This window comes from Gammaproteobacteria bacterium (genome assembly GCA_032250735.1).
Taxonomy (GTDB): domain Bacteria; phylum Pseudomonadota; class Gammaproteobacteria; order SZUA-152; family SZUA-152; genus SZUA-152.
In genome coordinates this window covers 20,590-34,564 of record JAVVEP010000004.1, presented here as the reverse complement: position 1 = coordinate 34,564, position 13,975 = coordinate 20,590, and the positions used below count along the sequence as shown (strand labels likewise).

At 53.8% G+C, this 13,975-nt stretch carries 14 protein-coding genes and 1 tRNA gene; 10 read left to right on the top strand and 5 right to left on the bottom strand.

The genetic code is table 11. The annotated features are described in order from the left end of the window. Window positions 1–61: 61 nt before the first annotated feature. The 5 genes from rpoD to RRB22_03570 all read left to right on the top strand — a co-directional run bounded on the left by rpoD (window position 62) and on the right by RRB22_03570 (window position 4,149). Window positions 62–1,978, top strand: a complete 1,917-nt coding sequence (rpoD, locus tag RRB22_03590; GenBank protein MDT8383475.1) for an RNA polymerase sigma factor RpoD — start codon at window positions 62–64, stop codon at window positions 1,976–1,978. Between the two features lie 106 nt (window positions 1,979–2,084). Continuing rightward, window positions 2,085–2,161, top strand: a tRNA-Ile gene (locus RRB22_03585). 353 nt (window positions 2,162–2,514) lie between these two features. Next, window positions 2,515–3,267 (top strand): hypothetical protein, encoded by a 753-nt coding sequence (locus tag RRB22_03580; protein MDT8383474.1) that lies wholly within the window; start codon window positions 2,515–2,517, stop codon window positions 3,265–3,267. Beyond that, complete coding sequence (locus RRB22_03575; protein ID MDT8383473.1) at window positions 3,267–3,566, top strand: hypothetical protein; 300 nt, start codon at window positions 3,267–3,269, stop codon at window positions 3,564–3,566. Before RRB22_03580 ends, RRB22_03575 begins: the two co-directional genes overlap by 1 nt. A 16-nt stretch (window positions 3,567–3,582) precedes the next feature. Further along, window positions 3,583–4,149 (top strand): hypothetical protein, encoded by a 567-nt coding sequence (locus RRB22_03570; GenBank protein ID MDT8383472.1) that lies wholly within the window; start codon window positions 3,583–3,585, stop codon window positions 4,147–4,149. Between the two features lie 248 nt (window positions 4,150–4,397). Here RRB22_03570 and RRB22_03565 read toward each other — a convergent pair whose 3' ends face one another. After that, window positions 4,398–5,240 (bottom strand): LysR family transcriptional regulator, encoded by an 843-nt coding sequence (locus tag RRB22_03565; GenBank protein MDT8383471.1) that lies wholly within the window; start codon window positions 5,238–5,240, stop codon window positions 4,398–4,400. A 351-nt stretch (window positions 5,241–5,591) separates the two neighbouring features. Between RRB22_03565 and RRB22_03560 the strand changes: the two genes are divergently transcribed. The 4 genes from RRB22_03560 to RRB22_03545 all read left to right on the top strand — a co-directional run bounded on the left by RRB22_03560 (window position 5,592) and on the right by RRB22_03545 (window position 8,674). Beyond that, complete coding sequence (locus RRB22_03560) at window positions 5,592–6,548, top strand: multicopper oxidase domain-containing protein (GenBank protein MDT8383470.1); 957 nt, start codon at window positions 5,592–5,594, stop codon at window positions 6,546–6,548. A gap of 56 nt (window positions 6,549–6,604) precedes the next feature. Continuing rightward, the gene (locus tag RRB22_03555; GenBank protein ID MDT8383469.1) at window positions 6,605–7,261 is read left to right on the top strand and encodes a c-type cytochrome; all 657 of its coding nucleotides are present in this window, start codon (window positions 6,605–6,607) and stop codon (window positions 7,259–7,261) included. Then, complete coding sequence (locus RRB22_03550; protein ID MDT8383468.1) at window positions 7,258–7,623, top strand: cytochrome c; 366 nt, start codon at window positions 7,258–7,260, stop codon at window positions 7,621–7,623. Before RRB22_03555 ends, RRB22_03550 begins: the two co-directional genes overlap by 4 nt. A gap of 148 nt (window positions 7,624–7,771) precedes the next feature. Further along, entirely contained in the window at window positions 7,772–8,674 is a 903-nt protein-coding gene (locus RRB22_03545) for a multicopper oxidase domain-containing protein (protein MDT8383467.1), read from the top strand. A 111-nt stretch (window positions 8,675–8,785) separates the two neighbouring features. Here the strand turns inward: RRB22_03545 and RRB22_03540 are convergent, their stop codons facing one another. Further along, window positions 8,786–9,118, bottom strand: coding sequence for a TusE/DsrC/DsvC family sulfur relay protein (locus RRB22_03540; protein MDT8383466.1), 333 nt, complete (start codon window positions 9,116–9,118; stop codon window positions 8,786–8,788). Between the two features lie 479 nt (window positions 9,119–9,597). Between RRB22_03540 and RRB22_03535 the strand changes: the two genes are divergently transcribed. Beyond that, window positions 9,598–10,335: a DsrE family protein gene (locus RRB22_03535; protein MDT8383465.1), complete on the top strand. Its 738-nt coding sequence runs from the start codon at window positions 9,598–9,600 to the stop codon at window positions 10,333–10,335. Between the two features lie 193 nt (window positions 10,336–10,528). Here the strand turns inward: RRB22_03535 and RRB22_03530 are convergent, their stop codons facing one another. The 3 genes from RRB22_03530 to ubiD all read right to left on the bottom strand — a co-directional run bounded on the left by RRB22_03530 (window position 10,529) and on the right by ubiD (window position 13,752). Beyond that, window positions 10,529–11,401: a hypothetical protein gene (locus RRB22_03530; protein ID MDT8383464.1), complete on the bottom strand. Its 873-nt coding sequence runs from the start codon at window positions 11,399–11,401 to the stop codon at window positions 10,529–10,531. A gap of 111 nt (window positions 11,402–11,512) precedes the next feature. Continuing rightward, entirely contained in the window at window positions 11,513–12,157 is a 645-nt protein-coding gene (locus RRB22_03525; protein MDT8383463.1) for a ParA family protein, read from the bottom strand. Between the two features lie 119 nt (window positions 12,158–12,276). Next, window positions 12,277–13,752: a 4-hydroxy-3-polyprenylbenzoate decarboxylase gene (gene ubiD / locus RRB22_03520; protein MDT8383462.1), complete on the bottom strand. Its 1,476-nt coding sequence runs from the start codon at window positions 13,750–13,752 to the stop codon at window positions 12,277–12,279. Between the last annotated feature and the right edge of the window lie 223 nt (window positions 13,753–13,975).

The following is a 13,975-nucleotide window of genomic DNA, read 5'->3' as shown; positions in this document are numbered from 1 at the left end:
GGGTTTTGATATACTACCCGGCTATTTTTCGGTCGGGTTTGAGGGCAGGTGTTACATGTCTATGAATGCAGAGCAACAATCGCAGCTAAAACTGCTGATCGCCAAGGGTAAAGAACAGGGCTTCCTGACCTATCGGGAGGTGAACGATCACCTGCCCAGCGGTATCGTCGAGGCAGACCAGATCGAAGATATCGTCAGCATGATTAACGACATGGGTATCGTGGTACACGAGGTCGCCCCGGACAAGGACAGCATTGTCCTGTCGGAAGACAATGTCTCCACCGATGAAGATGCCGCCGAAGAGGCCGCCGCCGCGCTGGCCACGGTCGATAGCGATTTTGGTCGCACCACGGATCCCGTGCGCATGTATATGCGCGAGATGGGAACCGTTGAACTGCTGACCCGCGAAGGCGAGATTGTGATCGCCAAACGCATTGAAGACGGCATCAACCAGGTAATGATTGCCTTGTCACATTACCCAGGTACGGTGCGTACGGTGCTGGACGCCTACCAGGCCGTTGAAGATGGTACATCGCGCCTCACGGATCTGGTTTCCGGTTTTGTGACGGAAGGCGATGACATCCCTGTCCCCCCGCCAGGGCCAAGAAGCCCTGAGGCAATCCCGGTTGTGGTTGACGACAAAGACGAGAAAAAAGACGTCGATGCGGATGCCGATACGGACGAAGACGACACAGAGACAGAAGCTGAGGCAGAAGTTGTCGATACCGGCCCGGATCCTGAAGAGGCGAAGGAGCGCTTTGACTCCATCAGAAAACTGTTTAGTCGTTACTGGAAAACGGCCGAGAAACATGGCCGTGACGACGAGCGCTGCGTAAAGATCTATGCCCAGCTGGTGGACGAAATTGCGCAGTTAAAACTGGTTAACAAGATTTCGGATGTGCTGATCTCCAACATACGCGAGGTAGTGCAGAATGTGCGCGCCAATGAGCGCGTGATCATGGATATCTGTGTCGGCAAGGCGCTCATGCCGCGTAAGGATTTCATTACCTCCTTCCCGGATAATGAAACGGATCTGGATTGGCTACCCCGCCAGATTGCCAGCAAGGCCAGTTATTCGGCCGTGCTGGAAGAGTCTGCCGATGAGATTCTGCGCGCCCAAAACAAATTGATCGCGATTCAGAATGAGTCCGGTATCAGCATCGGCGAGATCAAAGAGATCAACCGCAAGATGTCCATCGGTGAGGCCAAGGCCCGCCGCGCCAAGAAGGAAATGGTGGAGGCCAACCTGCGCCTGGTGATCTCCATCGCCAAAAAATACACCAACCGTGGTCTGCAATTCCTCGATCTGATTCAGGAAGGCAACATCGGTTTGATGAAGGCGGTCGACAAGTTCGAGTATCGCCGGGGTTATAAATTCTCCACCTACGCCACATGGTGGATTCGTCAGGCCATCACGCGTTCCATTGCCGATCAGGCGCGCACCATCCGTATCCCCGTGCACATGATTGAAACCATCAACAAGCTCAATCGTATCGCCCGGCAGATGCTGCAGGAAATGGGTCGTGAACCCACTCCCGAAGAATTGTCGATCCGCATGGAAATGCCGGAAGACAAGGTGCGCAAGGTGTTGAAGATCGCCAAGGAACCTATCTCGATGGAAACCCCCATCGGTGACGACGAAGACTCGCGCCTGGGTGACTTTATCGAAGATGCCAACCTGAGTTCGCCAGTGAATGCGGCCACCTTTGAAGGCCTGCGCGAGGCCACTCTGGATGTGTTGGACAGCCTCACCGCACGCGAAGCCAAGGTGCTGCGCATGCGCTTTGGTATCGACATGAACACCGACCACACCCTCGAGGAAGTGGGCAAACAGTTTGATGTAACGCGTGAGCGTATTCGTCAGATCGAAGCCAAGGCCCTACGCAAACTTCGCCATCCCAGTCGGTCGGATAATCTGCGTAGCTTTATCGATTCGGAGATACCCGAGCCCTCGTCTTCCTCGTCAAGCTCTTCCTAAACAGCCTGCTTCGCCACCTCTGGGTTTCTTTATCAGGGGTGGCGAAACACAAACCCCCTGGGTTATGTTCCTGAATTCGGGAATGGTGCTAAAATGTTACCCGTTTGGGCCTGTAGCTCAGTTGGTTAGAGCAGGGGACTCATAATCCCTTGGTCCTCCGTTCAAGTCGGAGCAGGCCCACCATATAAATCAATGGCTTATAATTATTTCGTTGGCCAAATATATAAGTGTAGACACTATGTAGGCGCTGTAGCCTGCGTGGATAATTTACATAAAATAGATTAAGGTTTGACTTTCTTATTAGCTTCATAGCTTCAGTAGGCTAAAAGTTCTCATTCTGTCAATTCTATTTCAGCATAGGAATTTTCATGTGTATATCCATGTTGGAAAAGGGGAGTTTACGGCTAATGAAATGGCGTCAATGTGGGTGTCATTTGCTGTAGTTGTGAAATTCATGAGTGGCGAAATAGTAATGTATCGCCCCTCCTTATTTGCGCGAATACATCTTTATACGCTTTATTTAGGGTGACTTGGGTATGAATTTAGGTAGCGCAATTGTTGTTCAAAGTAGAGTCTCAGTACTTTTTGAACCAGTACAGGGGATACGAAAGAATATTTTTGCCATTGAAGAATCATTAAATAATCAATTTCTAGCTCCGAACCTTATACCCGTACCAGATGATGCTCCGGGAGAAATTCCAAGAATCGAGTTGCGTTCAAAAAATGGTCATTCCATGATGCAATTTTCACAAATTCGGGCGGATTTAACTACTCAATATGATGGTAATTTTAATGCCGATCATCACGCTTGCTTTTCCTACATAAAAGAGAAGGGTTCTCTTTTGTCAGGTGCGATAAATGTTTTTCAGCCAGATGTAGCCGTTACTGCACTTTCGATAACCGTTCGCTGGCCTGCTAAAGATGATGTTAATGAATCTATAAAAAGCATGAAGGGGATGTTTTTAACCGACTGCATGAGTGTGGATGATCTTGAAGATTTTCGGATTAATAAAACAACTTGGGTGAGAAATGATTATTTCCTGCTAACAACGGTTAATAATTATCGGGTGTTTGCCGCTAGTACTCCTATAGAGACTCCGCATCCCTCCTTGGCTAATTTAGAGTTGAAAGAGCATGGTCTTGAGATGGAACTTGAGATTAACGATAAGCGAACATTTAATTTAACTGCGGCTAGAAGTAAAGGGCTTGTTCAGTTAGATCGTTTTGTAGACTTCTTAGCCGATAGGATTTCTTCACCGCCATGCCTTAATGTAAAGGAGCCCAAATAATGATAAAAAATGGATTAATTGTAGTTGCAGGTGTAGGTACTGCGTTAGCGTCACTAACAGGTTTGGATAATTCTTATTACGCAAAGTCCCCAACTAAAGTTAATGCGCAACGGCATGTTGAGATGAACGGGGCAAGCACAGGATCTAAAGCCTATTCATATAGTGGTCGAGAAAATAACTATATTTACGTTCAAACAACCGTCTTTGATCTTGCGAAAGATATTTTGGGCGTAAGTCGTGATTTTTCAGTGGAAGAATCGGAAGGTTATGGCAAATTTGTGGAACAGTTTTTCTCATAATTAACGGTTATTAATTATGCCAGAAGATGGGCTTTTCAAAGAACTCTATCAAGAAGCATTTCCAAGTGTTAGCCCCTCGCTTCGTGCAAAGTTTAGCTCCTTTTTAGCATCAGATGCTTTAGACCATAAATGGATGTATTCTGCGAATCTTCGTGATGTCCCCAGTCAGGGAGATGTTTGTTACGCTGTGCCTGCTTTCTTCTTTAGTGACGGCGATGTTCGTAAAAGTCCACCCTGCCCATTTATTTTGCTGCAGCATACATGCGATATGTCAGTGGATGGTGAAGCGCTAAGAAATAAGAATTATGTGTTTGCCCCTTTATTTCCGCTTGAGATGGTAGAAAAATATTTACATTCTGATGCGATTAAAAAGAATTTTATAACGCATAAAATTTGTTTAATTTCTATACCTGGCCTTGATTCCTCGCATGTTGTCGATCTTAATATGATTGGGAGTATTGGATCTGATTGGCTTCATGCCTCAATAGAATCAGGTGATATTAAGCGCTTGGCATCTTTAAGCGATTCTGGTTTCTATTTTTTATTAGCAAAGCTTACGGCTCATTTATTACGCGCGCATTAGGGCGCTGATTAGACGTTTGTTTTTCTGTTGTACAGTTATTGACAGAACTCCAAATTGTACATTAAGAAGGTATACCTCTGATCCCAAAGAAGACTGGTTCACCACGATTGGGCATGTTTATTGTTTGGTGTTATTCACCGTGGTTATTTTTCGACAATAGCTGAGCCAGCGATGAATCAATCATGTTTTGGTTCGGCTTTCCTGGGTCGCCCATCACAGCATCGGCAGACGTCATCGGCCATGTTTGCCTACACCCGTTTGGCCTGTTCCCGAAGTCCTTCCAGCGCCTGTTCGATAACCGGGCTTTCGCTGTCGCGTGGATAGACCATGTAGGCGGGCTGGATATATTCAGGGGCGTGGTTGACACGGTAGAGCTGGCCGCTGGCGATAAAGGGCGTGGCCATGCGGGCGGGCAGGAAACAGCTGCCGCCGTTGGCGAGGATCAGCTGAATGCCGAGCCAGCCGATGTTGGCGATCTGCGGGGGGCGTTCAAAGTCCGGGTAGCTCTGTGCATGCCGGGCATAAAAATCGGGCCCCCATTCGACATACACATAGTCGTCACCCGGTTCAGTATCGTCGGGGCGGGTGCTGACGAAGATCAGGGTCTCATCGAAGATGTGTTCGACGATCAGTCCGGGGCTGTGGCTGGGGGTGTACATCAGGCCAATATCCAGCGTGCCTTCAATCAGTCGGCGCATCAGGTCTTCTTCAAATCCGATCTCGCTACGGATCACTACATCGGTGGCCCGTTGCCGCATCCAGCCCACCCATTGGGGCAGGATACCTTCCCATAGGGCGATGCGTCCGCCGATGCGAATGCTGGCACGGTAGCGATCGGGCAGCCCCACCTCATCACGGGCCTGGTCAGCGGTGAGCACCAGGCGCTTGGCATGGCCAAGAAAACGACGGCCGGCGGGGGTCAGGCTGGCGCCGTTGCGGTTGCGCGTAAACAGGCGCGCACCGAGCTCCTCCTCCAGTCGGCGGATGCGCGCGCTGATGGTGGACTGGGTGAGATACAACTGTTTGGCGGCCTCGAGGAAGCTGCCGTGGGCAGTGATCGCCAGAAAGGTGCGGGCCTGTTCGATGTCCATGGGTTTTTAGTATCGACAATTCCGATAGCAAGTAGCAAATAATTTCGTTTGACCGTTGTATATCGCGATCCTATAGTTATCTACACGCAATTACCACAGGTTTAGAAGATGTATGGTGAATACGTCTTTTTTTTGGACCATAAAGATGTATTTGTTATACACCTACTAATTCGGTCGTGCGTTCCGGCGATAAGCAATAAGCAGAAATCAACAGGGGAGGGGAGACAGGCAATGAGTTGTAACCACAAGAACACTGAACCTCGATGGTCTAGCGCCCTTTTTGGGGGCGGGCTGTTGGTGGCCCTGACTCTGCTGGCCGGCCATGCCCTGGCGACTGAGCGGGAATTCGATATGACCATCGAGGAGGTCACGGTGAAGGTGGCTCCCAGTCTGGATTACAAGGTATTCGGTTTTAACGGGCAGGTTCCGGGTCCGCTGATTCATGTCCAGGAGGGTGACGATGTGATCGTCAATGTCATGAACAACACCTCGATGCCGCACACCATCCATTGGCATGGCATTCATCAGAAGGGTAGCTGGCGCAGTGATGGGGTTCCCGGTGTGACACAAAAGCAGATCGAGGCGGGTGAGAGTTATGTCTATCGCTTCAAGGCCGAGCGTATAGGGACGCTTTGGTATCACTGCCATGTCAACGTCAACGAACACGTGGGCGTGCGTGGCATGTGGGGTCCGTTGATCGTGGATCCCAAAAATCCACTGCCCATTGAGAAGCGGGTGACCAAGGATGTGATCATGATGATGAGTACCTGGGAATCATCGGTCGCTGACAAGTATGGTGAGGGTGGTACGCCCATGGATGTGGCGGATTATTTTTCCGTCAATGGAAAATCATTTCCCTTGACGCAACCGCTACGCATCAAGAAAGGCGACGTAGTAAGAATACGCTTCTTCGGTGCCGGCGGTGCGGTCCATTCAATGCACAGTCATGGTCATGACATGCTGGTCACTCATAAGGACGGCCTGCCCCTTGATAATCCTTACTATGCCGACACGGTTTTGCTGGGGCCGGGTGAGCGGTATGACGTCATCATAGAGGCCGACAATCCGGGCCGCTTCATCTTTCATGATCATGTTGATGCCCATGTGACCGCGGGCGGCAAGCACCCTGGTGGACCCATCACCATTATCGAATATGACGGGGTGGAAATGGATGACTGGTATGTCTGGAAAGACAAACAGTACGACCCGAATTTTTTCTACAGCGAGTCGCTGAAAAAAGGTTACGGCATGTTTGATCATTCCGGTTTCAAGGGAAAGGCCGCTTCACGCGGGTTGCGTGGGAGGTAGAAATGATGAGAAGAATAAAGGCGCCGCACATTATTTATATGCTTGGGATATCGCTGATGGCAGCGTTCAGCTCTACGGTGCTGGCGGCGAATGGTGAAGCGATACTGCGCGACCGTTGTATACAGTGTCACGCGCTTGATGAGGGGGGTCCGGAAAATCTACAGGCATTGTGGGCCCAGAAGGGGCCGAATCTTTCCTATGCCGGTAATAAATACAAGCAGGCGTGGATGGAACAGTGGTTAACGGCGCCGGTGCGCATACGCCCTGCAGGAATGTTTTACGGCAACCACATCAAGCCGGGATCGGAACGGGATCAGATTGATACCACTACCCTGGTCGATCATGTGTCACTTGGCGCGGACGAGGCCAAAGCGGTGGCGGAGGCCCTGATGAAATACACGGCGAAAGCTGAACTTATCGAAGCGGGCGCCTATAAGCCGGGCACGATTTCGCTGAGCATGGGCGACATGATGTTCATTAAATTCCGCGGCTGTTCAAGTTGCCATAGGATCGAGCCAGGCTATGGTGGCGTCAGCGGGCCGGAGGTGTATACCGCCGCCCTGCGCCTGCAGGAAGACTACATGATCAGCTTTCTGAAAGACCCCCAGGCATGGTCGCCATTAACCTTTATGCCCCAATTTCACCTGAAGGAAAAAGACCTGCAGAAGTTTGTGCACTATTTTCGTGCGCTGGCCGGGGAGAAAAAACAATGACCGACTGTATTCATCGGGGGATAAAAATAACAGCAGCCCTGCTGTGTGGCTTGTTGCTGTCGGTGTCGGTAACGCAGGCCGCGGAGCGCGGAGAGGATATCTACAAGACCTATTGCTGGCAATGTCATGGTATGCAGGGCGACGGTATGGGAATCAATGTCCCGGATATGTCGGTACAGCCGCGGGACCATACGGACAGTAAAGAAATGTCTGCCCGTTCAGATGAGGAACTGTTTAAGGCCATCAAAGAAGGCGGGCGTTCCATCGGTAAATCCTTGCTGATGCCGGCCTGGGAGGGTGTGTTAAGTGATGATGAGATTCATGAATTAGTGCGTTATCTCAGAGAGCTGTGCAAATGCTAAAGAAACATTTTGCAGTCTTTGTTGGGCGGGCGCTAGTGGAGATTCCTTAGAGGGGGATCAGTTGTTGATATTAACTGGAGGATTAGTAATGAACAGAACATTAGTTGATAAAGTAATGACCGGAAGTGTGATCGCCGTAGCTGCTGCTATGATGATAAACACCCAGGTGGCGCTGGCCAAGACCGTTAAGGTAAAAATGGTGGCGAAGGAAACCACGGTCGAGATCGATAACAAGGGCACCAAATATCCTGCCTGGACCTTCGATGGCGCCATTCCGGGAAAACTGGTGCGCGTGACGGAAGGCGACGTTGTTGACTTCGAGCTGGTTAACCCGAAAAGCAATAAAGAATCCCACTCCATGGATTTTCATGCGGCCGAGGTTGATGTGCTGGGTGAGTTTGCACCGGTAAAGCCGGGTGAAACGAAGCATTTTACATTCACCGCCAAGCGTGCCGGTGTATGGATGTATCACTGCGGCGCCAGTGTGATGGCGCAGCATATCGCGCGCGGTATGTATGGTGTGATCATCGTCGATCCAAAAGAAGGGTATAGCGATAAATTTCCCAAACCGGATCGCGAGTACGTGCTGGTGCAGGGCCAGTATTTTCCCGATGCGGATAACTACAAGGCGATGATTAACAATGAAGGCTGGGCCGGCTCACTGATCAATGGCAAGATGTTCCATTACGATCCGGTGCACGATCCAGATGCATCCAAGGTGTTGCAGTCCAAGCCGGGTGAACGGGTGCGGGTCTATTTTGTTAATGCCAATATCAATGAGCCGGTGGCGTTCCATCCTATCGCCGGTATCTGGGATCGGGTTTATATCAACGGCAATCCCGACAATACGCTGAAGGACATCGCTACCTACAATGTCGCGGTATCCGAGGCGAGCACCTTTGACATTGTGTCGCCCGCAGACAAGCCCACCAACAACGCGATTGTGGATCACACCATGAAGGCGGCCCTGCGCGGTGCCATCACGGTGTTAATGAATAAGCCCGATGCCGATGCTGACGCCGGTAAGGGCGACAATATCCTGATTCGTTAGTGCGGTAAGTAGCGCTTTAAATATTATGGTCCCTGGGGCATCCATCGTGGTGCCCCTTTTTTGTGACCTGCTATAGGCCCTGCTATATGTCCTGTGATGCGGCAAACGGCCTCAGCCAGTGCTCCAGCCGCGCGGCCGCTGCATGCCGGCAATCTTGCAGGACTGTTTGACATAGCCGTAGGGGAACAGCTGGAAGAGGTGTTGCTTGGCGGCCTTTTTGTCAAAGCCGTGGATCTCAACCAGGTGTTTGATCACATGCCGCACATCGGGCGCGACGGTGTGTTCCTGCCAGTAGTTGCGCATGAAGCAGAGGATGGGCCAGTACTCGTCTGTCAGTTCCAGCTGCTCCTCGGCGGCCAGTTTGCGGGCCAGGTTTTCGTTCCAGTCATCGGGATTGACGATATAGCCTTCGTTATCACGTGCGGCCTGGATATCGGTTTGCATGGCATGATCTCCTCTATATAAGTAGTTGCTACTACTATAGCGCCCGTTTTTGATCGATGTAAAACGACATTTATTGGTGGTTAATATCGAGGATATCGATATAAATGGCGGCCAGGAGACTGCATCGCCAGATTCGGGCCGGTTCCGCGGACCAGGTGGGATCACTGCTGCGGATTTAACGGGCAGGAGGGGTTGTGGAGGTTTAGACTCATTATAAGACTTAATTATATTGACAGACTAATTTCTGATATGTACTGTATCCTGCTGGTTTATGTGCACAACCAGTGTTTTGGTTGTGCAAGGCCTTACCAGGGTCCGGTGGTTTGGATCTCTGGGCAAGGTGCCTGAGTGTTGCGAGCCGAGGCCGCCCTATCTGGCATGGCTTTTGTGCGCTAAACCAATCTTTATCAACCCATGGAGTTCGGACTACAGCAGCGGACTGTGGCTGGAAGCCAATAGAAAAAACGTAGAGGGAAGTTATGTCAATCAATCTTAAAAAATTCACCCGGTCTGTCCTGCTGGCCGGGCTTGTGTTCGGTGCAGCCACCGCGGTTGCGGAAACATTCAGCCCTGCCGTCGATAACGTCGAACCCTGTCCCGTCAACGCCGCCTATCCGGGGAAGATGTCCCTGGACGGTTCGGTGATGTTGGGTGATGTGCCGACCGACATGGTGATTGATGCGGAATTTGGCGCGGGTGCGCAGGCCATCACCCAGTGCCTGAAAGAGCGTAAAAAGGCAAAGCTGGTGGTGCGCGTGGATGATACCTTCCGCCGGGATGCCTTTGGTGCGGCCAGGTTCAATGCGGCAACCTATCTTTCCGATATCGATAAGATGATCAACCAGTACGAAAATACCCACGCGATGAAGATTGGTACCGATGTCGATATCCGCGTGGTGTTCAGTGGTACCGGCGCGATACTGGCCACCAAGGCACACCCGGTGTTTGCCGGCGCCGCGATGCGCTTTAATGCGGCCAACGCCGCGGCGATTGCCGCCGGTACGGTTCAGGCGATGCCGGTTAGCCCCGTAAATCCTTACCTCAGCAAAATCCAGCAAGGGATGGATGCAGGCATCATTTTCTATCTTTGTCAGGAGGCCTCACGCTCTCTGGGTATCACTATGAACAACAAGGTCGAAGGCATCAATTTTGTGCCTGCCGCCCATGCCGCCACCGCTGATTTTATTCAGGATGGCTACGCCATCATTCTGCCCTAGGCAGCTTCGGTGTAAGCAATAGTACCGGGCCCCGGTGTCATGGTCTGGCTGTTTCAGCCAGTTCATGAGGCCGGGGCCTTTCTATTGGCCGATAACATAACTATATTTAGTTTGAGAATGTGTGGGCGCAAGGTACACACCTGGGCATGAGTGCGGTTGGCCAGGGATGCCCGTGGCCAGTGGGGAGAAACCGTTATGGGTCGGTCGTTTCCGCGGGGCGGGTCTCCAGGCTGGCCTGCAGTGCCAGTTGATTGTGGATTTCATGTTGCTTGTTGCGCAGGTATTCGTCGCGGCTGAGTTCCACCAGTTGCGCGGGGTATCTGGAGATGTGCGCATACCAGCGCACCAGCTGCGCCGTGGGCTGATATTCCTGCGGGGACTTTGCCGCCTCCACCACCGACTGAATCGCGAAGATGTAGCGCATCACGTTACGCTCGATAACCCCCTGCAGGCCCTGGATATAGATCGGCTCGCCTTTGTCATCGGTGCCGGTAATGGTAAATCCCACCTTGCTGCGCCCCAGGGTGCTGAGATAGGTCTGCATAGCGAGCCTGGCCACCAGGCCGAAGCGATAGCGGTAGGTAAAGTGTATGAAGCTGCGCTGCCCATCAATGGGCACCGCCTCGAAACCGATCTGATAAGCAGAGGTGCCCAGCGGCCCATCCGCGGCGCTCAGGCGCAGCTGCAGGTGCGCGGCGGTGCTCGCCAGCGTTGCAAAGGTGTATTGCACGGGGTGGGCCTGCTCGGGGGGTTGGTAGTGTTTGCGGCCCACAAAAAACCGGATCTGCTCCTGCTGATGGGTGCAGGTCTTGATATTGACGTGGAGGATGGCGAGCTCGCACCACTGTCGGGGCGTGGTGAGTGTCTGCTTCAGCGTCGCAAAGGGGGTGTCCAGCACGGCATACACCTCGCCGTGGGCGAAGTCTTTGCCGGTGGTGCTGTTGAGGAGGATGGGCGATGCAAACACACTGGCGGTCAGATCGGATTTCAGGCGCGGGTATTTTTCGGCCAGGGTTCCCGTATCCAGGCGTGTAGTGGCGTTGTCGGCAGGGAGCGCGGCAGGCACGAGCCAGCAGATACCAAGCAGCAGTGTGATGAAGGGTCGCAATCGATTTCAGTCGCCGAGGGTGAATGGCACGTTGTTAGTGTGCCAGTGCAGAGCAGCGGCGCGTGGTTCTCAGGCCTGCGGCAGGCTGCGTTTGCTGCGCAGCCATTTCAGCAGGGGTTCCCACTGCTCACGATCCTGCGCCACGCTGGAGGGCGCCATCTCAAAGATGCCCAGGCCGCGTTCCTCCGCGTGAATATAGTGCTGGGTATCGCGCAGGGTGGCGACAAAGGGGATCTTCAGGCTGCTGAGAAATTTTTCCAGCTTGTGATAGACGAGGGTGTTCTCCCGCACCCGATTGGCCACCACGGCCAGTTTGGTCTGCTTGCGGGAAACCTTGCCCACCAGCAGCAACTCGTGGATAAAGTGCGCCGCGGCGCGGATGTCGATGGGCGAGGGCAGCACCGGAATGATCAGGGTCTCGGCCTTGCGCACCATGGCGGTGAGCTCCGTGCCGCGCAGCCCGGCGGGTACGTCGTAGATCACCACATCGATATTGCGCGGCACCTTGGCGCCGGCCGCGGTGCCGTCGATGCCGATGATCTCGGGGGCATCGGCGGGGCGGGCCGCCAGCCATTCCAGGCTGGAGCGCTGTGGATCAAAGTCCACGATGGCGACCGCCTTTTCCTCCTCCCAGGCATAATAACTGGCGAGGTTGCTGGCAATGGTGCTTTTCCCGCAACCGCCCTTGGCGTTTAACAGCATAATGGTGCGCATGGTCGCTCCTTCTGAAATGCCCCGTGTTGAATGTGTCGTGCGAATCAGCGTGTCGCAGAAGGCCCATTATAGGGGCCTGGCGGAGATATTTCTGCGCACCGTGTTCTAAGGTTGCAGGCCTAGCCCGGGCCGTCGATTTCCAGTGATTCCCACAGCATATCGACTTTTTGCCTAATTTCTTCAGACATTTCAATGGGTTTCCCCCACTCCCGGTGAGTCTCACCCGGCCACTTATTGGTGGCGTCAAAGCCCATCTTCGAGCCCAGCCCGCTGACCGGTGAGGCGAAATCCAGGTAATCGATGGGCGTGTGCTCGATGATGGTGGTGTCCCGGGCCGGGTCCATGCGCGTGGTCATGGCCCAGATCACGTCCTCCCAGTTACGGATATTCACATCCTCATCGCAGACCACCACAAACTTGGTGTACATGAACTGGCGCAAAAAGGACCACACCCCCAGCATCACCCGCTTGGCATGGCCGGGATACTGTTTCTTCATGCTCACACAGGCCCAGCGGTAGGAGCAGCCCTCTGGCGGCAGGTAAAAGTCCACAATCTCCGGAAACTGCTTCTGCAGGATGGGCACGAACACCTCGTTCAGCGCCACGCCCAGAATGGCCGGCTCGTCCGGCGGCCGCCCGGTATAGGTGCTGTGGTAGATGGGGTTGTGGCGGTGGGTGATGCGCTCGATAGTGAACACCGGGAAGCTATCCACCTCGTTGTAATAGCCAGTGTGGTCGCCAAACGGGCCCTCCTCGGCCACCACGCCCTGCTCCAGATAACCCTCCAGCACGAACTCCGCCGAGGCCGGCACCTGTAGATCGCTGCCCAGGCACTTCACCACCTCGGTCTTCGAGCCGCGCAGCAGGCCGGCAAAACCATATTCGGAGAGGGCGTCGGGCACCGGGGTCACCGCCGCCAGAATCGTCGCTGGGTCGGCGCCCAGGGCCACCGCGAGGGGGAAGCGCTCGCCGGGGCGCTGCTCGCACCAGTCCCGAAAATCCAGCGCCCCGCCCCGGTGGGCCAGCCAGCGCATGATCACCTGGTTGCGGCCGATCACCTGCTGGCGGTAGATGCCGAGATTCTGCCGCTCCTTGTGCGGCCCCCGGGTCACAACCAGACCCCAGGTGATCAGCGGCCCGGCATCCCCCGGCCAGCAGGTCTGGATGGGCAGGTCGGCCAGATCCACCGCATCACCTTCTACTATTACCTCCTGACAGGGGGCCTTCTTCACCACCCGGGGCGCCATGTTCAGCACCTGGCGGAACACCGGCATCTTCTCCCAGGCATCCTTCATACCCTTGGGCGGCTCCGGTTCCTTCAGAAAGGCCAGCAGCTTGCCCACCTCACGCAGCGCCGCCACCGACTCCTCGCCCATGCCCATCGCCACCCGTTCCGGGGTGCCGAACAGATTGCCCAGCACCGGAATATCCGAGCCCCGGGGGTTTTCAAACAGCAGCGCCGGGCCGCCCGCCCGCAGCGTCCGGTCGCAGATCTCCGTCATCTCCAGCACGGGATCCACCTCCTGACGGATGCGCTTGAGCAAACCGCGCTTTTCCAGTTTGGCAATAAAGTCGCGAAGGTCTTGATATTTCATAGTCTTGGAATTCGTCTGGCTGTAGGGTCAGGATCGTCATCGGCGTGGCCGGGCCCGGTAGGCCGGGGGCACCCGCCTGGACACTGCGACGATTAATGCCTGGCAAGCATACCAGAAAGTGGCCATAGCGCCTGCGGATCCGGGGTAGGGGCAGGTGGGGGACGGACCGCTAAAGGCCGCCGAGAGAGAGTGGGCTGGTTGAATAGAATGTCAGTGAATTCCT